15 protein-coding genes are annotated in these 22,482 nt (G+C 62.9%); 11 read left to right on the top strand and 4 right to left on the bottom strand.

Annotated elements, in window-relative coordinates:
- Positions 1-67: 67 nt before the first annotated feature.
- From V6093_RS19330 to V6093_RS19340, 3 genes are all read right to left on the bottom strand, one after another.
- Positions 68-766, bottom strand: a complete 699-nt coding sequence (locus V6093_RS19330; protein ID WP_003249122.1) for an SPOR domain-containing protein — start codon at positions 764-766, stop codon at positions 68-70.
- A 1-nt stretch (position 767) separates the two neighbouring features.
- Positions 768-2,504 carry an arginine--tRNA ligase gene (gene argS, locus V6093_RS19335; RefSeq protein ID WP_265977849.1) on the bottom strand — a complete coding sequence of 579 codons (1,737 nt, stop codon included), beginning with the start codon at positions 2,502-2,504 and terminating at the stop codon, positions 768-770.
- Between the two features lie 187 nt (positions 2,505-2,691).
- Positions 2,692-4,911 carry a primosomal protein N' gene (locus V6093_RS19340; protein WP_004575486.1) on the bottom strand — a complete coding sequence of 740 codons (2,220 nt, stop codon included), beginning with the start codon at positions 4,909-4,911 and terminating at the stop codon, positions 2,692-2,694.
- Between the two features lie 167 nt (positions 4,912-5,078).
- Here V6093_RS19340 and rpmE point away from each other — a divergent pair, with 167 nt between their 5' ends.
- From rpmE to V6093_RS19355, 3 genes are all read left to right on the top strand, one after another.
- Positions 5,079-5,294 carry a 50S ribosomal protein L31 gene (rpmE, locus tag V6093_RS19345; RefSeq protein WP_003249127.1) on the top strand — a complete coding sequence of 72 codons (216 nt, stop codon included), beginning with the start codon at positions 5,079-5,081 and terminating at the stop codon, positions 5,292-5,294.
- Positions 5,295-5,296: 2 nt separating this feature from the next.
- A complete protein-coding gene (locus V6093_RS19350) occupies positions 5,297-6,118 on the top strand; it encodes a thermonuclease family protein (RefSeq protein WP_004575487.1) in 822 nt (273 codons plus the stop codon).
- Positions 6,119-6,295: 177 nt separating this feature from the next.
- A complete protein-coding gene (locus V6093_RS19355; RefSeq protein WP_004575488.1) occupies positions 6,296-7,564 on the top strand; it encodes a malic enzyme-like NAD(P)-binding protein in 1,269 nt (422 codons plus the stop codon).
- A 402-nt stretch (positions 7,565-7,966) separates the two neighbouring features.
- On the opposite strand, the gene V6093_RS19360 is transcribed toward V6093_RS19355, so the two are convergent.
- Positions 7,967-10,417, bottom strand: coding sequence for a penicillin-binding protein 1A (locus V6093_RS19360; RefSeq protein ID WP_370626948.1), 2,451 nt, complete (start codon positions 10,415-10,417; stop codon positions 7,967-7,969).
- Positions 10,418-10,623: 206 nt separating this feature from the next.
- Between V6093_RS19360 and pilM the strand changes: the two genes are divergently transcribed.
- From pilM to gltB, 8 genes are all read left to right on the top strand, one after another.
- Entirely contained in the window at positions 10,624-11,505 is an 882-nt protein-coding gene (pilM, locus tag V6093_RS19365; protein WP_047603628.1) for a type IV pilus biogenesis protein PilM, read from the top strand.
- Positions 11,502-12,038, top strand: a complete 537-nt coding sequence (locus V6093_RS19370) for a PilN domain-containing protein (protein ID WP_004575490.1) — start codon at positions 11,502-11,504, stop codon at positions 12,036-12,038. Before pilM ends, V6093_RS19370 begins: the two co-directional genes overlap by 4 nt.
- An 11-nt stretch (positions 12,039-12,049) precedes the next feature.
- On the top strand, positions 12,050-13,051 hold the full coding sequence (locus V6093_RS19375; RefSeq protein WP_047603626.1) for a pilus assembly protein PilP: 1,002 nt from the start codon (positions 12,050-12,052) through the stop codon (positions 13,049-13,051).
- Positions 12,975-14,237 carry a type IV pilus secretin PilQ gene (locus tag V6093_RS19380; RefSeq protein ID WP_080756735.1) on the top strand — a complete coding sequence of 421 codons (1,263 nt, stop codon included), beginning with the start codon at positions 12,975-12,977 and terminating at the stop codon, positions 14,235-14,237. The genes V6093_RS19375 and V6093_RS19380 overlap by 77 nt, the downstream gene beginning before the upstream one ends.
- 4 nt (positions 14,238-14,241) lie before the next feature.
- The gene (gene aroK / locus V6093_RS19385) at positions 14,242-14,760 is read left to right on the top strand and encodes a shikimate kinase AroK (RefSeq protein ID WP_003249147.1); all 519 of its coding nucleotides are present in this window, start codon (positions 14,242-14,244) and stop codon (positions 14,758-14,760) included.
- 96 nt (positions 14,761-14,856) lie between these two features.
- Positions 14,857-15,954, top strand: a complete 1,098-nt coding sequence (gene aroB, locus V6093_RS19390) for a 3-dehydroquinate synthase (protein ID WP_003249149.1) — start codon at positions 14,857-14,859, stop codon at positions 15,952-15,954.
- Between the two features lie 15 nt (positions 15,955-15,969).
- Complete coding sequence (locus tag V6093_RS19395; protein WP_003249151.1) at positions 15,970-17,571, top strand: SPOR domain-containing protein; 1,602 nt, start codon at positions 15,970-15,972, stop codon at positions 17,569-17,571.
- A gap of 373 nt (positions 17,572-17,944) precedes the next feature.
- Positions 17,945-22,390 (top strand): glutamate synthase large subunit, encoded by a 4,446-nt coding sequence (gene gltB, locus V6093_RS19400; protein ID WP_047603622.1) that lies wholly within the window; start codon positions 17,945-17,947, stop codon positions 22,388-22,390.
- Positions 22,391-22,482 lie beyond the last annotated feature (92 nt).

Here is a 22,482-nt window from a genome sequence, read left to right on the forward strand (position 1 = left end):
CATTCAGGGGCAAGCCAGCCCCCCATGAAAAAGGCCTTGTCGCGTCGCCGCGGCAAGGCCTTCTTTTTTACTGGCGGGTCTGCCGCTGTTGCAGCAACAGGTTGCTGAATCCGGCCCCAGCCAGCTGCTTCTGTGCCCCGGTCAACTGCTCGCGGTTGCTGAACGGCCCGACCAGCACGCGGTACCAGGTTTCATCCTTGACCGTGCCCGACTCCACTTTCACGGACTGGCCCAGCAGGATGATCTGTGCCCGTACCTTGTCAGCATCGGCCTGCTTGCGGAACGAGCCGGCCTGAAGGAAGTACTGCGTGGTCGCCGCCGGCTTGATCACAGGCGGTGGCGGCGGCGGGGTCTGGCCGAGCAGCGCTGCCTGGGCCCTCGCCGTGTCGATTTTTGCCGCTTCTGCTGGTGTCACCGGGGTTACCGGCTGGGCCGGCACCGGTGGCGTTTTCTCCGGTACGGCTTCCGGCGGCACGATCACCTCAGACTCCGGCAGCAGGGTGTAGAAGTCGTACTTCGGCTTCACCGGCTGTTGCGGGGTAGCTTGCGCGGGCTTGCCGGCTTCGGCCGTTTTCGCCGGTTTCTCCTGCTCGGGCTTGGTGCGCTTGATGTCATCGCCACCGGGTTCGAGCTTCATCAGGAACACGATGAACGCGCCTACGGTCAGGCCGACCGCCAGCCATACCCAGCCGGGGATCGGCTGTTTGGCCGGTGCCGTCTGGCGGCTGGCGCCGCGTTTCGGGGCAGGTTTTTTCTTGGCAGCCAACTTACATGCGCTCCAGGGTTTCCAGGCCGAGCAGTTCCAGACCTTGTTTGAGGGTGCGGCCGGTCAGGGCGGCCAGGCGCAGCCGGCTCTGCTGCTGCGAAGGGGTTTCGGCAGCGAGGATCGGGCAGTTCTCGTAGAAGCTCGAGAACAGGCCGGCCAAGTCGTACAGGTAGCTGCACAATACGTGCGGCGTGCCTTTTTCGCCGACGTTGTTGAGGATTTCGCCAAACTGCGCCAGGCGCGCGGCCAAGTCCTGCTCGTGGGCTGCGTGCAGCACGATTTTGCCGTCGACTTCGTCAAAGCCTTTGCCCAGCTTGCGGAACACGCCGGCTACGCGGGTGTAAGCGTACAGCAGGTAAGGGGCGGTGTTGCCTTCGAAGTTGAGCATCAGCTCGAAGTTGAAGCTGTAGTCACTGGTGCGGTGCTTGGACAGGTCGGCGTATTTCACCGCGCCAATGCCCACCACCTCGCCGATGTGGCGCAGTTCGTCGTCGGCCAGGCTCGGGTTCTTTTCCTTGACCAGCGCGTAGGCGCGCTCCTTGGCCTCGGTGAGCAGGTCGATCAGCTTCACGGTGCCGCCGTCACGGGTCTTGAACGGGCGGCCGTCGGCGCCGTTCATGGTGCCGAAGCCCATGTGCTCCATTTGCATCGGGTGGCCGACGAAGCCAGCGCGGCGGGCCACTTCGAACACCTGATTGAAGTGCAGGGCCTGGCGCTGGTCGACGAAGTACAGTGCGCGGTCAGCCTTCAACACGTTGCTGCGGTAACGCACGGCAGCCAGGTCGGTGGTGGCGTACAGATAGCCGCCGTCAGCCTTCTGCACGATCACCGGCAGGGGGTCGCCTTCGCTGTTCTTGAACTCGTCGAGGAACACGCATTGGGCGCCCTGGTCTTCGACCAGCAGGCCCTTGGCCTTGAGGTCGGCCACCACGTTGGCCAAGTCGTCGTTGTAGGCGCTTTCGCCCATCACGTCGGCCATGGTCAGTTTGACGTTGAGCAGCTCGTAGGTCTTCTGGCAGTGCGACAGCGAGATGTCCTTGAAGCGTGTCCAAAGGGCCAGGCACTCGGGGTCACCGGCTTGCAGCTTGACCACCAGGCCGCGGGCGCGAGTGGCGAACTCTTCCGATTCATCGAAGCGTTTCTTCGCCGCGCGGTAGAAGTTTTCCAGGTCCGACAGCTCGTCGCTGGTGATCGGGTTTTCCTGCAGGTAGGCCATCAGCATGCCGAACTGGGTACCCCAGTCGCCGACGTGGTTCTGGCGGATGACGTTGTCGCCCAGGAACTCCAGCACGCGCGCAACGCTGTCGCCGATGATGGTCGAGCGCAGGTGGCCGACGTGCATTTCCTTGGCCAGGTTGGGCGCCGACATGTCGATCACCACCTTTTGCGCCGGGCCGGCTTTGCGTGCACCCAGGTGGGCGTCGGCCAGAGCGGCATCCAGGCGGTTGGCCAGGGCGTCGGTGTTCTGGAAGAAGTTGAGGAAGCCGGGGCCTGCAATCTCGACCTTGCTGATGTCGGCGCTGGCCGGCAGGGCGTTGATCAGTTTTTCGGCGAGGTCGCGCGGCTTCATGCCGGCCGGCTTGGCCAGCATCATGGCGATGTTGCTGGCGAAGTCGCCGTGGGTCTTGTCCCGGGCGTTTTCCACCTGGATCGCCGGCGACAGCCCTTCAGGCAGCACACCGTCGGTGACGAGTTGGGTGAGGGCTTGCTGGATCAGCTGGCGAATGGTGTCTTTCATGGGGATCTCTTTTCGACCGCAAGCGCGGTGAGCGCCTGGATGCGCAGGTGGAAAAACTGGGCATTATCCGTTGCCGGGAGCAGGTTGCCAACCTTTGGGCGGCAAGCTGGGGGCCACAAGCGGCAAGAAAAAGCGGCATCGCACCCGCCCGGCGCTTGCTTGCCGCTGGTCACTCGCAGCTTGCAGCTCAATACAGGTCTACCGGGTCGACATCCAGCGACCAGCGCACCTGGCGCCCGCTCGGCAACTGTTCCAACACTAGCAACCAGGCGCTGATCAGTCGATGCAACGGCGCCCGGGTATTGGCCTGTATCAACAATTGTGCGCGGAATCGTCCGGCGCGGCGCTCCATGGGCGCCGGTACCGGGCCCAGCAGTTCGATGCCCGGCAGGTGCTGTTCGGCCACCAGGCGCTCGGCGGCGGCACAGGCTTCGTCGAGGAAACCTTCGGCCTGCCCCGGCTTGTGTGCTTCGGCACGCAGCAAGGCCAGGTGCGAGTAGGGCGGCAGCCCGGCGGCTCGGCGTTCGTCCAGGGCCTGTTCGGCGAAGGCGAAGTAGCCTTGCTCGGTTAGCTGGACCAACAGTGGGTGGTCGGCCAGGTGGGTCTGGATGATGACCTTGCCGGGTTCTTCGGCCCGCCCGGCCCGCCCGGCCACCTGTACGATAAGTTGTGCCATGCGCTCGCTGGCGCGGAAGTCACCGGAAAACAGCCCGCCATCGGCATCAAGGATGGCCACCAGGGTCACCCGCGGGAAGTGGTGGCCCTTGGCGAGCATCTGGGTGCCGACGAGGATGCTTGGCTGGCCGCGCTGGATGGTGCTGAACAGGTTGTGCATGGCGTCCTTGCGCGCCGTGCTGTCGCGGTCCACGCGCAGGATCGGGTAATCCGGGAACAGCACCTTCAGGCGCTCTTCGGCGCGCTCGGTACCGGCACCGACCGGGCGCAGGTCGACGTGGTTGCATTGCGGGCACTGGTGCGGCAGGCGTTCGTCATAGCCACAGTGGTGGCAGCGCAGCACGCCGGAGCGCTGGTGCACGGTCATGCGCGCATCGCAGCGTGGGCATTCGGACAGCCAGCCGCAATCGTGGCACAGCAAGGTTGGGGCAAAGCCGCGGCGGTTGAGGAACACCAGCACTTGTTGGCCAGCTTCCAGGGTCTGTCGGATAGCCTGCTGCAGCGGGCCACTGATGCCGCTGTCCAGTGGCAGGCTCTTCACATCAAGGCGCAGCATGCGCGGCGGGCGTGCCCCCCCTGCGCGTTGGTTCATACGCAGCAGGCGGTAGCGGCCGGTCAGGGCGTTATGCAGGGTTTCCAGCGACGGTGTGGCGGAGCCGAGCAGGATCGGGATGTTCTCCTGGTGAGCGCGTACCAGTGCCAGGTCGCGGGCGTGGTACCGCAGGCCTTCCTGCTGTTTATAGGAGCCGTCGTGCTCTTCGTCGATGATGATCAGGCCGGGGTTTTTCATCGGCGTGAACAATGCCGAGCGGGTGCCGATGATGATATCGGCCTCGCCGTCCCGTGCCGCCAGCCAGGCATCCAGGCGTTCGCGGTCGTTCACCGCAGAGTGCAGCAGGGCAATGCGCGCGTTGAAGCGTTGCTCGAAGCGCGCCAGGGTTTGCGGGCCGAGGTTGATCTCCGGGATCAGCACCAGCGCCTGCTTGCCGGCTTCCAGGGTTTCGCGGATCAGTTGCAGGTAGACCTCGGTCTTGCCACTGCCGGTGACGCCGGCCAGCAAGAACGCGCCGAAACCGCCAAAGCCCTCGCACACGGCGTCGAAGGCATCGCGTTGCTCTTCGTTGAGGGGGAGTTCCGGCTGTGCCAGCCAGTGCTCATGGCGCAGGGCCGGCAAGTGGCGGCGCGTCTCGATCTGCACCAGATCCTTGGCCAGCAGCAGGTCGAGGCTGTCCTTGTTCAGGTTGAGTTTGGCCAGCAGGCTGTGGGCCACGCCGTGCGGGTGCTGGGCCAGGGTCTTGAGGGCGTCGCGCTGGCGCGGCGCGCGGGCGATGCGCGGGTCCTCCAGGCGGGCGCCAGGGGCTATGTGCCAGAAGCGTTCCTGGCGCATTTCGGCAGCTTCGCCCTGGCGCAGTAGCGTGGGCAGCGCCCAGCTCAGGGTATCGCCCAGGCTGTGCTGGTAGTACTGGGCGGTCCACAGGCACAGCTTGAACAGCGACGCGGGGATGGGGGACACCGGGTCGAGCAGGGCAGTGGCCGGCTTCAGTTTGTCGGCGGGCACTTCGCTCTGCGTGCACACCTCTATCAGCACACCGATCATTTCGCGGCGGCCAAAGGGCACGCGGATGCGCATGCCAGGGGTCAAGGTCTGGCGCGCCATGCTCGCCGGCGCCTTGTAGTCGAACAGGCGCCGCAGCGGAGAGGGCAGGGCAAGGCGCAGGATGACGTCGGACACGCGGAAAGTCTCGGAGGGCGTTACAAGGACTGGCGAGCCTAGCAGACGACGGTCGGTGCAAGCGACATCTTGCGCTGACGGTGTGCTCTGGTATTATTTGCCGCCTAATTACGTGCGGTATTCAACAATTGGTGTTGGGTGGCGGCACGCAGCTCGAGGAAGTGACCATGAAAGAAGGTATCCACCCGAACTACGAAGTAGTTGCAGTCACCTGCAGCTGCGGTAACAAGTTCGAAACTCGTTCGACCCTGGGCAACGTCCTGTCGATCGACGTTTGCAACCTGTGCCACCCGTTCTACACCGGTAAGCAGAAAGTTCTGGACACCGGTGGTCGCGTACAGAAGTTCGCCGATCGCTTCGGCATGTTCGGTGCCAAGAAGTAATCATGCGCAGGGCGAATCCTTCGGGCTTCGCATTGTTGCTGAAGAAGGCGTCCCTTGTGGGCGCCTTTTTTGTGGGCGTTATCTGGCATTTCCCGGTCCTGGCGTTCTGCCCACAGCCGGATAAGCCCCAATGGGTAGCGGTACGACAGGTGGTTGATGGCGACACCTTGCGTCTGGTCGATGGCCGCAGTGTGCGGCTGATCGGTATCAATGCCCCGGAAATAGGCCGCAAGGGGCGTACCAGTGAGCCCTATGCCGAAGCTGCCAGGCGGCGATTGCAGGCCTTGGTAAAGGCCAATGACGATCGTGTCGGGCTGGTGCCTGGTGTTGAAGGTAAGGACAAGTACGGTCGCACACTGGCGCACATCTACAGCCGCAATGGCGACAATCTGGAAGCACAATTGCTTAGCGAGGGCTTGGGCTACCGCGTGGCCATTGCCCCTAATGTGCGTTTCAGTGGTTGCCAGCAGCTTGCCGAACAAGTAGCGCGCCAGGCTGGCGTTGGCCTGTGGCGGCGTTCGCCCGTAGTGGCTGCAAGCGATGTCAGGCAGTCAGGTTTCGCTGTTGTGCGTGGTCGTATCGAAGGCATCGAGCGAAATCGTGGTGGGGTCTGGCTTACCCTGGGCGGTACCCTGGTACTGCAGGTTCCCGCTCGTCTGCAGCGCAACTTCCCCGCCAGCTTCTTCGATAATCTCAAGGGACGCCAGGTCGAAGCGCGCGGCTGGGTGCTGGATCGTTCCCGCAGGGGTGGCCTCAAGCCCGGGCAGCGACGTTGGGTGTTGCCATTGACCGATCCAAGCATGTTGGAGCGCATTTCAGGTTAAAAGATGTAGACATTTCGCTACGAGATTGTACACACTGTTGGTCGTATGCCCCGTGGGTTGTAGCGTAAAGTCGTAGGCTAAAGGCCTTGACACAAGTGACCGGCCAGTCTTGTGGCTCCCCGGCTCTTTGCGTATCCTCGGCGGTCCGTCAGAACAGTAAATAGCGGAATGCCCACCATGTCAGACCTGAAAACCGCCGCTCTCGAATATCACGCTCAACCTCGTCCGGGGAAACTGAGCGTTGAACTCTCCAAGCCCACTGCCACCGCCCGTGACCTCGCCCTGGCCTACAGCCCAGGTGTTGCAGAGCCGGTGCGCGAAATTGGCCGTGATCCAGAGCTGGCTTACAAATACACCGGCAAAGGCAACCTGGTTGCGGTGATTTCCGATGGCACTGCCATCCTCGGTCTGGGTGACCTCGGCCCACTGGCTTCCAAGCCGGTCATGGAAGGCAAGGGTGTTCTGTTCAAGCGTTTCGCCGGTATCGATGTGTTCGACATCGAAGTCGAATCGGAAAGCCCGCAAGCGTTCATCGACACCGTTCGCCGCATTTCGATCACCTTCGGTGGCATCAACCTTGAAGACATCAAGGCGCCTGAGTGCTTTGAAATCGAACGTACCCTGATCGAACAGTGCGACATCCCGGTGTTCCACGATGACCAGCACGGTACTGCCATCGTGACTGCCGCCGGCATGATCAACGCCCTGGAAATCGCTGGCAAGAAACTGGAAGAAGCCAAGATCGTCTGCCTGGGCGCCGGCGCTGCTGCCATTTCCTGCATGAAGCTGCTGGTAAGCATGGGTGCGAAGGTCGAGAACATCTTCATGATCGACCGTAGTGGCGTGATCCACGCTGGCCGTGACGACCTGAACCAGTACAAGGCGCAGTTCGCCCACGCGACCGACAAGCGTACTCTGGCCGACGCCCTTGACGGTGCCGACGTGTTCGTAGGTCTGTCTGGCCCGAACCTGCTGAGCCCAGAAGGCCTGAAGTCGATGGCTGCCAACCCGATCGTGTTCGCCTGCTCGAACCCGGACCCGGAAATCTCGCCAGAGCTGGCGCACGCCACTCGCAACGACGTGATCATGGCGACCGGTCGTTCCGACTACCCGAACCAGGTCAACAACGTACTGGGCTTCCCGTTCATCTTCCGTGGTGCTCTGGACGTTCGCGCCAAGCGTATCAACGAAGAGATGAAGATCGCTGCCGCTATCGCCCTGAAAGACCTGGCCAAGCTGCCAGTGCCGAAGGAAGTTTGCGAAGCCTATGGCGTTGAAGGCCTGGAGTTCGGCCGTGAGTACATCATTCCGAAGCCGCTGGATGCACGCTTGATCACCGTCGTTTCCGATGCTGTGGCCAAGGCTGCCATCGAATCCGGCGTGGCTACCCTGCCATATCCGAAGCACTACCCGCTGACCAGCGTGGATGAAGTGTTCAACGGCTGATTGCTGCAAGCGACATAAAAAGCCCCGGCTCGCATGAGCCGGGGCTTTTTGTTGGGGCTTGGGAATGTGTCAGGGCTGCAAGGTGTTCGTCAGGGCACTTGTGGCGCCTATCAGATCGAGCGCCGCCCGCGCGGCGCATCGCGACGCAAGGCCGCTCCCACATTTGTTGCAACGTGGCCATGCCTGTGCGGCCATGGTTGTCAGCCTTGCTGGCATGACTGGATTTGGAGGTGGGCATTGATGCCGCCCCGCCTGTCTCAAGGCATGCACCCAGGCGGGCAACCATGGCCTGGCAGGTTCGGCACGTTGCAGCAGATGTGGGAGCGGCCTTGCGTCGCGATGCGCCGCGCGGGCGGCGCTCGATTCACGCGCCCACGCAAAACCTGAGTCAGGCGCCCTGCCTTAGAACAAATCCATCGGCGTCGCTTCATCGGCTGGCAGCGGGCTGCCCGGTGCCGCGCCATTGCCCAGCTCGTCCACCGACGGCGGCGAATCTTCGGCTTTGAACAGCTCGAAGTAGGCATTCGGTGTGCTCGGCGATGCCGCGCGCCCGCTGACCGGGTCGACGCGCAAGCTGAGAATGCCCTCCGGCTCTGCCGGGGCATGCGCAGGCTTGTCCTTGAGCGCCGCGCCCATGAAGTTCATCCAGATCGGCAGTGCCGCAGTCCCGCCATATTCGCGGCGGCCGAGGGTTTCCGGTTGGTCGAAGCCGACCCAAACGGTAGTCACGTAATCGGCGTTGTAACCGGAGAACCAGGCGTCCTTGGATTCGTTGGTCGTACCCGTCTTGCCCGCCAGGTCGGTGCGGCCCAAGGCCAGCGCCCGGCGGCCGGTGCCGCGCTTGATCACGTCCTGCAGCATGCTGGTGAGGATGTAGGTGGTACGCCCGTCGATGATCTGTTCGGCCACTGCCGGCGCTTGCGGTGCCGCGGCCACCTGGCTCAAGGCAGAAGGTGCTTCGCCCGGCATGACCGCAGTGCTGATTGGCTGCTCGGGTGCGGCCAGGCCCGCCTGGTCTTGGGCACCTTGCGGTACGCGGGCCGGGTTGGCGGTGAACAGTGTCTCGCCGCTGCGGCTCTCGATGCGCTCGATCAGGTACGGGGTGATCTTGTACCCACCGTTGGCAAAGGTGCTCCAGCCGGTGGCGATTTCCATCGGGGTCAGGGTGGCGGTGCCCAGGGCCAGCGACAGGTTGCGCGGCAGGTCCTGCTTGTTGAAGCCAAACTTGGCGATGTAGTCGATGGTGCGGTCCACGCCCATGGCTTGCAGCAGGCGGATCGACACCAGGTTACGTGACTTGTACAGCGCCTCACGCATGCGGATAGGGCCGAGGAAGGTGTTGGTATCGTTCTTCGGTCGCCACACTTTATCCACCGACTCGTCAACGAACACGATCGGCGCATCGTTGACCAGGCTGGAAGCGGTGTAGCCGCTGTCCAGCGCGGCGCTGTAGATGAAGGGTTTGAAACTCGAGCCCGGTTGGCGCTTGGCCTGCACGGCGCGGTTGTAATTGCTCTGTTCGAACGAGAAACCGCCGACCAGGGCGCGGATGGCGCCGTTGTTCGGGTCGAGGGTGACCAGGGCACTCTGCGCAACGGGCACCTGGCTGAACTTCAATGTGCCATCGTCAAGGCGTTGCAGGCGCACCAGGTCACCGACCTGGGCCACGTCGGCCGGCGATTGCGGTGAACGGCCCTGGGCGTTGTTGTTGATGAACGGGCGCGCCCATTTCATGGTGTCCCAGGCAACCTGCGCCTCTTGGCCGTCACGGGTCAGCACCTTGAGGCCGGTGTGTTCCACCTGGGTGACAATGGCTGGCTCCAGGCCGCCAAGGGTGCGTTGCTTACCCAGCTCCTGCAGCCAGGCTGCGTGGGTGCGGCCCGGGAAGCGTGCTTCAGGGCCACGGTAGCCGTGGCGCTCATCGTAATCGGAGAGGCCCTTGAGGACGGCCTTGTTGGCCATTTCCTGCATGTCGCTAGGCACGGTGGTCGTGACGCGGAAGCCTTCGGTGTAGGCGTCGCTGCCGTAGCGGCCGACCATTTCCGCGCGGGCCATTTCGGCGATGTACGGGGCATTCACCTCAGGCGTCGGCACGTGATAGCTGGCGTTGAGCGGCTCGGCCAGGGCGGCCTCGTAGCTGGCCTGGTCGATCTTGCCTAGCTTGTACATGCGCCCAAGGATCCAGTCGCGGCGCTCTTTGGCGCGCACCGGGTTGGCCAGCGGGTTGAAGCGCGACGGTGCCTTGGGCAGGCCGGCGATCATCGCCATCTGCGCCAGGCTCACGTCACGGATGGACTTGCCGTAATACACCTGTGCTGCTGCATCGATACCGTAGGCGCGGTTGCCCAGGTAGATCTTGTTCACGTACAGCTCAAGGATTTCGTCCTTGGTCAGCTCACGCTCGATCTGCAGGGCCAGCAGGATTTCGTTGGTCTTGCGTGAGAAGCTGCGTTCGCTGGTGAGGAAGAAGTTCTTCGCCACCTGCATGGTGATGGTGCTGCCGCCGGTCTGGATATGACCGGTTTTCACCAGCTGGGTCGCGGCGCGCATCAGGCTGCTGGGGTCGACACCGTAGTGGTTGAGGAAATTGTCGTCCTCGGCTGACAGCAGCGCCTGAATGAATTGTGGGGGAATTTCCGCGAAGCGGATCGGCGAGCGGCGCATTTCGCCGAATTCGGCAATCAGCTTGCCATCGCTGCTGTACACCCGGAGGGGGATCTGCAACTGGATGCTTCTGAGGGACTCGACCGAGGGCAGGCTGGGGCTAAGATACAGAAACGCACCGCTCACACCGAGTACGAGCGCGCAGATGACTGCGACGGAAGACCACCAGAAGAACTTCAGCAGACGTATCAAGGCTTTTCGGTGTCCAGGTTGGGAGTGGATTGCACGCAGGTCCGGTGGACCAAAAAACGCTGGGCATTATAAGCATTTTTCGCCTCTCCGGGTGACCGGCCAGGCTACCCGTCGACTCGATGAGTAGCCCCGGCTCAGTGTTGCCGCGGGGTTGCGACAGGTGGCTGCGCTTGGCAGCTGCAACAGACAGCAAAGGAGTCGCGATGTTTGGACGCTTCGGCAAGGATGCCGGTTCACTGGTGGGGGTGGAAATCACGCCCGACGCCGTTCGGATAATGCAACTGCAGCAGCGCAATCGACGCTGGCGTGTGATGGGGTCGGCACAAGAGCTGTTTCAGGCGCCGCTGGCCGATGACTGGGCTGAGGCGCCTGGCGGGGTGGTGGCTGCGCTGCAGCGCGCTTACCGGCGCAGCGGCCTCAGGCAACGCCGGGTAGCGCTGGCACTGCCGGCCAGTCAGGTTATCTGCAAGTTGTGCCATCTGCCGGTGGAGCAGAGCGGGGCGCAGTTGGAGGCACAACTGCTTGCCGATGCAGAGCGGCTGTTTCCGTTTCCGCTGGAAGACCTGGCCTTGGATTTTCAGGTCATGGGGGCTTCCCATGACCAGCCAGGTTGCTCAGAGGTAATGGTTGCTGCCTGTCGACAGAGTGCGCTGGCGTCACTCGAATCCGTCGTCGAGGAGGCGGGCTTGCAGTTGGAAGCCGTCGAGGTCGACACCATTGCCTTGTGCCGCATGTTGCCACAGGGTGGCCTTGAGGGAGCAGCGCTGCTGCGTGTCGAAACCCGCAGTGTAACGCTTCATGACTGGCAGCCAGGCAGGGTGTACCAGCGCTGTGAACTACAAACGACTGGCCCGGATATGAACGGGCAATGGTCAGAGCGCCTGCAGGCTTTACTTGCCAGGCAGAGCCTGCCTGCGGGGTTGTGGGTTGCCAGCAGCTCATCGATCAATCCGGGCTGGCTGCAAGGCCTTGGCAGCCGGCTGAATGTGCGGTGCACGTACCTGCCTGGGCTGGCAGGGCTTGAGCATGTTGATGGGGCGATGCTCCTGGCCTGCGCCTTGGCCTTGGGAGGTTTGCGCCCATGATGCGACTGAACCTTCTGCCCTGGCGCGAACGGCAGCGTCAGGCGGCGCTGCGGCGCTTTCGAGGCCAGCTGGTGGGTGGTGCACTCTTGGCTTTGTGCGCCGTGATGCTGGTCGATCAGCTGGCCCGCCAACGCGGGCATCAGCAGGTGCTGGCCAATACCCAGCGCCAAGCGACCCTTGATGCACAGGATGAGCAGTTGCAGTCGCTGGCCGACGTGCGTGCGCAGCATGAAGCGCTACTTGCCCGGGCGGTGGCCCTGGAAGGCCTGCGCGCCCATCAGGGAGTATTGGCCGGTGTCTTCGCCGACCTTGAAGGGGCGTTGCCTGAAGGTGTGCAGTTACTTGACCTGAGCCTTGATAGTGGCCGCTTGCAGATGACAGGGGTGGCTGCGTCCGGTGCTGTGGTTGCTCAGTTCATGCGCGACTTGAACCGCTCGAGCGTTTTGCTCGATCTGGAACTCAAACGCATCAAGAGCCTGCCGGACGGCGATGAGTTTCTGCTGACCGCTCGCGTTGCGGCGTTCTGGTCGTGAGTACTGCGCAGATGCTCGCTTGGCTGGCGGTGGTCGAGGGCTCAGGGCGCTTCCGACGGCTGGCGCCAGTGCTGGTGGCTGTTGTGTTGTTCAGCCTGGGCTGCGCGATGCGCCTGCCCGCCCTGTTGCAGCAGCAGGCGCGGGAGGATGCCAGGCATGTCGAGTTGAGCCAGCTGCAGGCAGCCAGTTCATCGCAGTTGGCCGAACTGGAGCGGCTGAAGGCTCTAACGGTGATTGCCGAACAGCGGTTGCAAGCGGCGCACTGGTATCTGGCCGCCGGGGAGAGCATGAGCGACCTGCTTGAGCGTCTGGCAGTGTCGGGGCATGCGCACGGCTTGCTTGTCGAGCGCCTCGATGTAGGTGAGGGCGAGCAACAGGCCGGATTCAGTAAGGTACCGCTGGTGGTGCAAGTGGTAGGGCGTTACTCGGCCTTGCGGCTGTGGCTGGGCGACTGGTTGGGGCAGGCGCGGATTCTGCGCAGCGGTGACATGAGCCTGGCAACCGTTGATCGCCAGCCTGGACTGTTGCGCCTGCAGTTGCGGGTTGATGCCTATCACGCGGCTACGCCCCTGAAGGCACCTGCAATGCTGGCGGACCTGCCGGCAAGGGCCGCAATGGTTGCACCTGAAGTGGACCCGTTTGCGCCGGCTGCTGCGCGAGTGGCCAGTGCCGGGCTGGTCGGCGTGCCGTTGGCGCAGCTGGAAATGGTCGGCAGCCTGGCGCGCGGGGCGGCACGCGAGGCACTGCTGATGGCGGCTGGCAAGCTCTATCGCGTGCGTCCGGGCGACCGGGTAGGGCGTGATCAGGGGGTAGTGATGCATATAGACCAACGTCAGGTCGAAGTGCGTGAGCGGCTGTTCATGGCGGGGGTGTGGCACGAGCGCACGGCGTTCATCACCCTCGCCAAGCGCCAGGGCAAGGAGGCCTCGGACCCGAATGAAAACGTGGATGAAATACCTGCTGGCAACCCTGCTGTCGATCCCGCTGGCTTCGGCGACGCCTTACCAGGGTGAACCCCTGTCGCTGAACTTCCAGGATGTAGAGGTGCGTGCGGTGCTGCAGGTGCTGGCTGACTACGCCGGCGTCAACCTGGTCGCCAGTGATGCGGTACAAGGCAGCGTCACTTTGCGCTTGCAGGACGTGCCGTGGGATCAGGCGCTCGACCTGGTGCTGCGCAGCAAGGGCCTGTCCCGGCGCCAGGAGGGCAATGTGCTGTTGGTGGCGCCTGCGGCCGAGTTTGCCGCGCAATCGGCAGACGCCCGGGTGAGCCAAGTGCTGGATGCGCAGCTGCAGCCATTGCGTCGGGAGCTGCTGACCATTCACCACGCCAAGGCCGCCGATTTGGCGCAGTTGCTGCTGGCAAGTCTGGAGGGTGGCAGCATCTCCACGGGTAGCCTGAGTGTCGATGAGCGCACCAATACGCTGGTGGTGTACCTGCCCGCTGACCGCCTGGCCGAGATGCGCCAGTTGGTGGCGCAGTTGGACGTGCCGGTGCGTCAGGTAGCGATTGAGGCGCGTATCGTCGAGGCCAACGTCGATTATGAGAAAAGCCTGGGGGTACGCTGGGGTGGGCCGCTGTACGGCGAGAAACTGCGGCCCGGCAAGGAGCTGTTCGTCGACCTCGGTCTGGAGCGAGCCGGCAGCAGTATCGGCCTGGGTTTGTTGCGCGGTGACGTGTTGCTGGATCTGGAACTCAGTGCCATGGAAAAAAGCGGCAACGGCGAGATCATTTCGCAGCCCAAGGTGGTCACGGCTGACAAGGAAACGGCGAGGATCCTCAAGGGTACCGAGGTGCCTTACCAGGAAACCAGCCAAAGCGGCGCTACCTCGGTATCGTTTCGCGAAGCCTCGCTGTCGCTGGAAGTAACGCCACAGATCACTCCGGACAACAAGGTGATCATGACCGTCCGGGTGACCAAGGACGAGCCGGATTACGTCAATGCCTTGAACAACGTACCGCCGATCCGCAAGAACGAGGTCAATGCCAAGGTTCGTGTGGCTGACGGCGAAACGATCGTGATCGGTGGCGTCTACTCGACTTCGCAAAACAATGTGGTCGACAAGGTGCCATTTTTCGGCGATCTGCCGTATGTTGGGCGGCTGTTTCGACGCGATGCATTACAAGAGAAAAAATCCGAGCTGCTGGTCTTCCTGACTCCGCGTATCATGAGTGACCAGGCGATTGCTGTGAGTCGTTGATTCTGTGCGAAATTTGATACTTGTGGGGCCCATGGGCGCTGGTAAAAGCACCATCGGACGCCTGTTGGCCAAAGAGCTGCGCCTGCTGTTCAAGGATTCCGACAAGGAAATCGAACTGCGATGCGGCGCAAACATCCCGTGGATATTCGACAAGGAAGGCGAGCCGGGTTTCCGTGATCGCGAGCAAGCGATGATTGCCGAGTTGTGCGCGCTCGACGGTGTGGTGCTGGCCACCGGTGGTGGCGCGGTGATGCGCGAAGCCAACCGGCAGGCGCTGCATCAGGGTGGCCGGGTGATCTACCTGCATGCTTCGGTCGAGCAGCAAGTCGGTCGCACCGCGCGCGACCGCAATCGCCCGCTGCTGCGCACAGCCAATCCGGAGGCGACCTTGCGCACCTTGCTGGAAACCCGCGACCCGCTCTACCGCGAGATCGCCGACGTGGTGGTTGAAACCGACGAGCGGCCACCACGCATGGTGGTGATCGATATTCTCGAGCGCTTGCAGCAGTTGCCGCCCCGTTAACCCGGGACTATTCTCGGCCTCCAGCGCCGAGGCGAGGCTCAACGTTACCGCGCAGGTCGCCGGATGGCGCCGCGCCCAAGTACATTGTGGGGATACATGCAGACACTAAAGGTCGACCTGGGCGAGCGTAGCTACCCGATCTACATTGGCGAAGGCCTGCTGGACCAGCCTGAGCTGCTGGCGCCGCACATTGCGGGTCGGCAGGTAGCCATCGTTTCCAACGAGACCGTCGCGCCGCTGTATCTCGAACGCCTGAGCAAGGCCCTCGGAGCCTACTCGGTACTGCCAGTGGTGTTGCCCGATGGGGAAGCCCACAAGAACTGGGAAACATTGCAGTTGATCTTCGATGGCCTGCTGACAGCTCGGCATGATCGTCGTACTACTGTGGTCGCGCTTGGTGGTGGCGTGATTGGTGACATGGCTGGTTTCGCAGCCGCCTGCTACCAGCGCGGCGTCGACTTCATCCAGGTGCCGACTACCCTGTTGTCCCAGGTCGACTCTTCCGTGGGTGGCAAGACCGGCATCAATCATCCGCTGGGCAAGAACATGGTCGGTGCGTTCTATCAGCCCAATGCGGTGCTGATCGATACCACCAGCCTCAAGACCCTGCCAGCGCGCGAGCTGTCCGCAGGTCTGGCCGAAGTGATCAAGTACGGCCTGATTTGCGACAAGCCGTTCCTCGCCTGGCTCGAAGACAATATGCAGGCACTGCGTGCCCTCGATTCGGCAGCCCTGACCGAGGCCATCCGCCGCTCTTGCGCGGCCAAGGCCGCAGTGGTGGGTGCTGACGAGCGCGAGTCGGGCGTACGGGCCACGCTGAACCTGGGGCATACCTTCGGGCATGCTATCGAAACCCACATGGGCTATGGCGTGTGGCTGCACGGCGAGGCTGTCGCGGCGGGCACAGTGATGGCCCTGGAAATGTCCATGCGCCTTGGCTGGATCGACCAGGCTGAGCGCGATCGTGGAATCCGCCTGTTGCAGGACGCAGGTTTGCCGGTGGTGCCACCACAGGAAATGACCCCGGCGCACTTCATGGAGCACATGGCGGTCGACAAGAAGGTGCTCGACGGTCGTTTGCGTTTGGTGCTGCTGCGCCAGATGGGCGAGGCCGTGGTGACCGACGACTATTCGAAAGAGATTCTTCAGGCCACGCTGTCGGCGGATTACCGCGCGATCGTGGCCCAGCTTTGAGGTTGTGACAGCGCAATGACAAGTTTGCATGCCGATGAGGCCTTTCTCGACCATTACCAGTTGAGCCATGATCCGTTCGCGCCCCGCGTACCTGGCTTCAAGTTCTTCCCGGCCCAGCGCAAACCGGTGCTTGGTCAACTGCACCACCTGGCGCGCTATAGCCAGTTGATGCTGGTGGTCAGCGGCCCGTTGGGCAGCGGCAAGTCGCTACTTCGCCAGGCCCTGGTGGCCAGCACCAACAAGCAGACTGTGCAAAGTGTGGTGGTGTCGGCCCGCAGCGCCAGCGACGCCTCCAGTATGCTCGCGCAGGTCGCGCAGGAGCTGGGTGTGGCCCAGCCCGAGGTGCAGGCGATCCTGTCGAAGGTGGTGCAGCTGGCACTGACCGGGCAGGAAGTGTATTTGCTGGTGGACGATGCGGAACAACTCGACGAGTCGGCACTCCAAGCGTTGCTGGAGTTGGCGGCGGGGGTTCCTGAAGGGCGTCCGCACGTGTTTCTGTTCGGTGAGCCATCGCTGATTGCCGGGCTGGATGAGCTCAATGTCGAGGAAGAACGTTTCCACATCATCGAGCTTGCGCCCTACAGTGAAGAAGAAACCCGCGAGTACCTGGAACAGCGCCTGGAAGGGGCTGGTCGGGGCATCGAGGTGTTCAGCCGTGAACAGATCGCCGATATCCATGAAAACTCCGACGGCTGGCCTGGCAACATCAATCAGGTCGCCCGTGACACTTTGATCGAAGCCATGATCGCCAGCCGCTCGACGGCCAAGCGACCAACCATGGGGTTCAAGATGCCTAAAAAACATGTGCTCGCACTGTCCGCTGTGGTCGTGGTTGCCGTTGCGGCCGCGGTATTGATGCCCAAGAAAGGCGACAAGGCCCCTGCCGAAGCGCCGGCCGCCCAGGCCCAGTTGCCGCTGGGTGACGGCAAGCAGGGTGCTGCCATCGAGTTCTCTGGCTCGTCCCAGCCAATGCCGCTGCCACTGGTTGGCCAGTCGCAGCCGGTGATGCGCGAGCCGCTGGCCCAAGCCGCAGGCATGGGCGAGGGTGAAGAGGGAGGCCCGGCTGTCGACACCGCGCTGCAGCCTGGCAACCCGCCACCCACCGTGACCACCATCGCTCCGCCACAAGGTGTGCCAGCTGGCCCGGCGCCTGCGCCGGCCCAGCCAGTTCAGTCGGTTGCGCCTGCGCCCAAGCCTGTTGCAACCCAGCCCGCGAAACCGGTTGCGCCGGCCAAGCCAGCACCAGCGCCGACCCAGGTCGCCGTGGCCAAGCCGGCCGCCAAAGCGGCCGAAAAACCAGCTGAAAAACCAGCCCCCGCTAGCGCTGGCAACAGCGGCTGGTATGCCGGACAGAAGCCGGGCAATTACGTGGTGCAGATCCTCGGTACCAGCTCCGAGGCGTCGGCCCAGGCTTACGTCAAGGCCCAGGGTGGCGACTATCGCTACTTCAAGAAAAACCTGCAGGGCAAACCCTTGTACGTCGTGACTTACGGCAGTTTCGCCAACCGCGACGCAGCGGTAGCGGCAATCAAGAACTTGCCAGCGAAGGTCCAGGCTGGTAAACCTTGGCCACGTACCGTCGGCAGCGTCCAACAAGAGCTGGCCACGGCCCGCTGATACCTTCCGGGCGGCATCACCCCGCCGCCCAGTAGCTAAGCGAATTCTAGCTTTCGACTAGCCTGCTGCGCCCGAGCGCGGCAGGCTTTTCTGTCCCGGACTGCCGGCCACAAGCCCCTAGTTGCAGTCATGGCTGAAACGCTTCAGACTCGAGCCAAGCCGCTATCACGGCGCATGGCGCAAAAACATTCAAAATTGCGACATAAATTTTCAATGATGAGACATGAAAATTTGTGGGCTTCGCTGTCGCTGTGCAACAATGGTTTTCCATGACCACCGCAAAAAAGCTGGCGTTTGATCGGCGTGGATGGTAAGTGGTTGTTAAAAAAGAGATTTACCTCCGTTGAGAGGTGAACCTGGTGAGAATGTGTCTATGAAAACAGGTCTGTACCATCCCGAAGAATTCAAGGACAACTGTGGTTTTGGCCTGATCGCCCATATGACGGGTGTGCCGAGCCACCACCTTCTGCAAACCGCCATGCAGGCGCTGACGTGCATGACCCACCGCGGTGGCATCAATGCTGACGGCAAGACCGGTGACGGTTGCGGTCTGCTCATGCAGAAGCCCGATCAATTCCTGCGTGCCATGGCCCAGGAGCACTTTGCTGTCGAGCTGCCCAAGCAGTACGCCGTCGGCATGGTGTTCTTCAACCAGGACCCGGTCAAAGCCGAAGCTGCCCGCGCCAACATGGACCGCGAGATCGTCGCCGCTGGCCTGAAACTGGTTGGCTGGCGCAAGGTGCCGATCGACACCAGCGTACTCGGCCGCCTGGCCCTCGAGCGCCTGCCGCAGATCGAGCAGGTGTTCATTGGCGGTGAAGGCCTGAGCGACCAGGAATTTGCCATCAAGCTGTTCAGTGCCCGTCGTCGTTCGTCGGTGGCCAACGCCCACGACGCCGACCACTACATCTGCAGCTTCTCGCACAAGACCATCATCTACAAAGGCCTGATGATGCCGCGCGATCTCGCGGCGTTTTATCCAGACCTGGGTGACGAGCGCCTGCAAACCGCGATCTGCGTGTTCCACCAGCGCTTCTCCACCAACACCCTGCCGAAATGGCCGCTGGCGCAGCCGTTCCGCTTCCTCGCCCATAACGGCGAGATCAACACCATCACCGGCAACCGTAACTGGGCCGTTGCTCGTCGCACCAAGTTCGCCAATGACCAGATCCCCGACCTCGAAGAGCTCGGCCCGCTGGTCAACCGCGTCGGTTCCGACTCGTCGAGCATGGACAACATGCTGGAACTGATGGTCACCGGTGGCATCGATCTGTTCCGCGGCGTGCGCATGCTGGTACCGCCAGCGTGGCAGAACGTCGAGACCATGGACGCCGACCTGCGCGCCTTCTACGAATACAACTCCATGCACATGGAGCCGTGGGATGGCCCGGCCGGTATCGTCATGACCGAAGGCCGCCACGCGGTGTGCCTGCTTGACCGCAACGGCCTGCGCCCGGCGCGTTGGGTCACCACCACCAATGGCTACATCACCATCGCCTCGGAAATCGGCGTATGGGGTTACCAGCCTGAGGAAGTATTGGCCAAGGGCCGGGTCGGCCCAGGTCAGATCCTTGCCGTGGACACCGAAACGGGCCAGATCCTCGACACCGATGCCATCGACAACCGTCTGAAGTCGCGCCACCCGTACAAGCGCTGGCTGCGTCAGCACGCCACCCGCATCCAGGCGACGCTGACCGACGACCAGGGTGTGGCCAGCTACGACGCTGACCAGCTCAAGCAATACATGAAGATGTTCCAGGTCACCTTCGAAGAGCGTGACCAGGTACTGCGCCCGTTGGGTGAGCAGGGCCAGGAAGCCGTTGGCTCGATGGGTGACGACACGCCGATGGCCGTGCTGTCGCAGCGCGTGCGTTCGCCGTACGACTTCTTCCGCCAGCAGTTCGCTCAGGTAACCAACCCGCCGATCGACCCGCTGCGCGAAGCGATCGTGATGTCGCTGGAAATCTGCCTGGGTGCCGAGCGCAACATCTTCCAGGAGTCCCCGGAGCACGCTTCGCGGGTAATCCTCAGCTCGCCGGTCATCTCGCCCGCCAAGTGGCGTTCGCTGATGAGCCTGGAGCGCGAAGGCTTCGACCGCCAGCTGATCGACCTCAACTATGAGCAGGGCGTCGGCCTGGAAGCGGCCATCCGCAACATTGCCGACCAGGCCGAAGAAGCTGTGCGTGGGGGCAAGACCCAGCTGGTGCTGAGCGATCGTTATATCGCCCCGGGCAAGCTGCCGGTGCATGCTTCGCTGGCCGTTGGTGCAGTGCACCACCGCCTGACCGAACAGGGCCTGCGCTGCGACAGCAACATCCTGGTGGAAACCGCTACCGCCCGTGATCCGCATCACTTCGCCGTGCTGCTGGGCTTCGGTGCCTCGGCCGTTTACCCGTACCTGGCGTATGAAGTACTGGCTGACCTGATCCGTACCGGTGAAGTGCTGGGCGACCTGGACGAAGTGTTCAAGTACTACCGCAAAGGTATCTCCAAGGGCCTGCTGAAGATCCTGTCGAAGATGGGTATCTCCACCATCGCCTCGTACCGCGGTGCACAGCTGTTCGAAGCCATTGGCCTGGCCGAGGAAGTGGTCGGCCTGAGCTTCAAGGGCGTGTCCAGCCGCATCAAGGGTGCGCGCTTCGAAGACCTGGAGAACGACCAGAAGCTGCTGGCGGCCGAAGCCTGGAGCGCGCGTAAGCCGATCCAGCAAGGTGGCCTGCTGAAGTTCGTCCACGGTGGCGAATACCACGCTTACAACCCGGATGTGGTCAACACCCTGCAAGCCGCCGTGCAGCAGGGCGACTACGCCAAGTTCAAGGAATACACCACGCTGGTGGACCAGCGCCCGGTGTCGATGATTCGTGACTTGCTCAAGGTGAAAGTGGCCGACCAGCCGCTGGCGCTGGAGCAGATCGAGCCGCTGGAGGCAATTCTCAAGCGTTTCGACTCGGCGGGTATCTCGCTGGGTGCACTGTCGCCGGAAGCCCACGAAGCGCTGGCCGAGGCCATGAACCGCCTGGGCGCACGCTCCAACTCGGGTGAAGGCGGCGAAGACCCGTCGCGCTATGGCACCATCAAGAGCTCGAAGATCAAGCAGGTGGCCACCGGCCGTTTTGGTGTGACCCCGGAGTATCTGGTCAACGCCGAAGTGCTGCAGATCAAGGTTGCCCAGGGCGCCAAGCCGGGTGAGGGCGGCCAGTTGCCGGGCGGAAAGGTCAACGGCCTGATCGCCAAGCTGCGTTATGCGGTACCGGGCGTGACCCTGATCTCGCCACCGCCCCACCATGACATCTACTCGATCGAAGATCTGGCGCAGCTGATCTACGACCTCAAGCAGGTCAACCCGCAGGCGCTGGTATCGGTCAAGCTGGTAGCCGAAGCGGGCGTGGGCACCATCGCCGCAGGTGTGGCCAAGGCCTATGCCGACCTGATCACCATCTCCGGTTACGACGGTGGTACCGGTGCTTCGCCGCTGACCTCGATCAAATACGCCGGCGCCCCTTGGGAGCTGGGCCTTGCGGAAACCCACCAGACCCTGCGCGGCAACGACCTGCGTGGCAAGGTGCGGGTGCAGACTGATGGTGGTCTGAAAACTGGCCTGGATGTGATCAAGGCGGCCATTCTCGGCGCCGAAAGCTTCGGCTTTGGTACCGCGCCAATGATTGCCCTGGGCTGCAAGTACCTGCGCATCTGCCACCTGAACAACTGCGCCACCGGCGTGGCCACCCAGAACGACAAGCTGCGCAAGGACCACTACATCGGCACCGTCGACATGGTGATCAACTTCTTCACCTTTGTCGCCGAAGAAACCCGCGAGTGGTTGGCCAAGCTGGGTGTGCGCAGCCTTGGCGAGTTGATCGGCCGTACCGACCTGCTCGAAGTGCTGCCAGGTGACACCGAACGCCAGCAGTACCTGGACCTGTCGCCGCTGCTGGGCAGCTCGCACATTCCGGCGGACAAACCGCAGTTCTGCGAAGTCGACAAGAACCCGCCGTTCGACCTGGGCGAGTTGGCCGAGAAGATGGTTGATATGGCTATGCCGGCCATCCGCGACCAGGCGGGTGGCGAGTTCAGCCTCGACATCTGCAACTGCGACCGCTCCATTGGTGCGCGTGTGTCGGGCGAAATCGCCCGCCTGCACGGCAACCAGGGCATGGCCGCGGCGCCGATCACCTTCCGCTTCAAGGGGACTGCGGGCCAGAGCTTTGGCGTGTGGAACGCTGGTGGCCTTAACCTGCACCTGGAAGGCGACGCCAACGATTACGTCGGCAAAGGCATGACCGGTGGTAAGGTCACCATCGTGCCGCCAGCCGGCAGCCCGTTCGAAACCCAGCACAGCGCCATCGTCGGCAACACCTGCCTGTACGGTGCCACTGGCGGCAAGCTGTTTGCCGCAGGTACTGCGGGCGAGCGCTTCGCTGTGCGTAACTCCGGCGCCCATGCTGTTGTCGAGGGCACTGGCGATCACTGCTGTGAATACATGACCGGCGGCTTTGTCTGCGTTCTGGGCAAGACCGGTTACAACTTCGGTTCTGGCATGACTGGCGGCTTTGCCTACGTGCTCGACATGGACAATAGCTTCGTCGATAAGCTCAACCACGAGCTGGTGGAAATCCAGCGTATCAGTGGCGAAGCGATGGAGGCCTACCGTAGCCACCTGGCGCGTGTCCTTGCCGAGTATGTGGATGAGACCGGCAGCGAGTGGGGGCGTGAGCTCTCGGAGAACCTGGACGACTACGTGCGGCGCTTCTGGCTGGTCAAGCCGAAGGCAGCCAACCTGAAGCAGCTGCTGTCCAGCACCCGTGCCAACCCGCAGTAAAAACAGCTGCAAGTGGCAAGCCTCAAGCTGCACGTAATGGCAGTGAGAGGTTTGCCCGGCTTAAGTGATCGTCTTGCGGCTTGCAGCGTGTA

The organism is Pseudomonas putida group bacterium ESBL64 (assembly GCF_045277175.1).
In the GTDB taxonomy this organism is placed as follows: domain Bacteria; phylum Pseudomonadota; class Gammaproteobacteria; order Pseudomonadales; family Pseudomonadaceae; genus Aquipseudomonas; species Aquipseudomonas alloputida.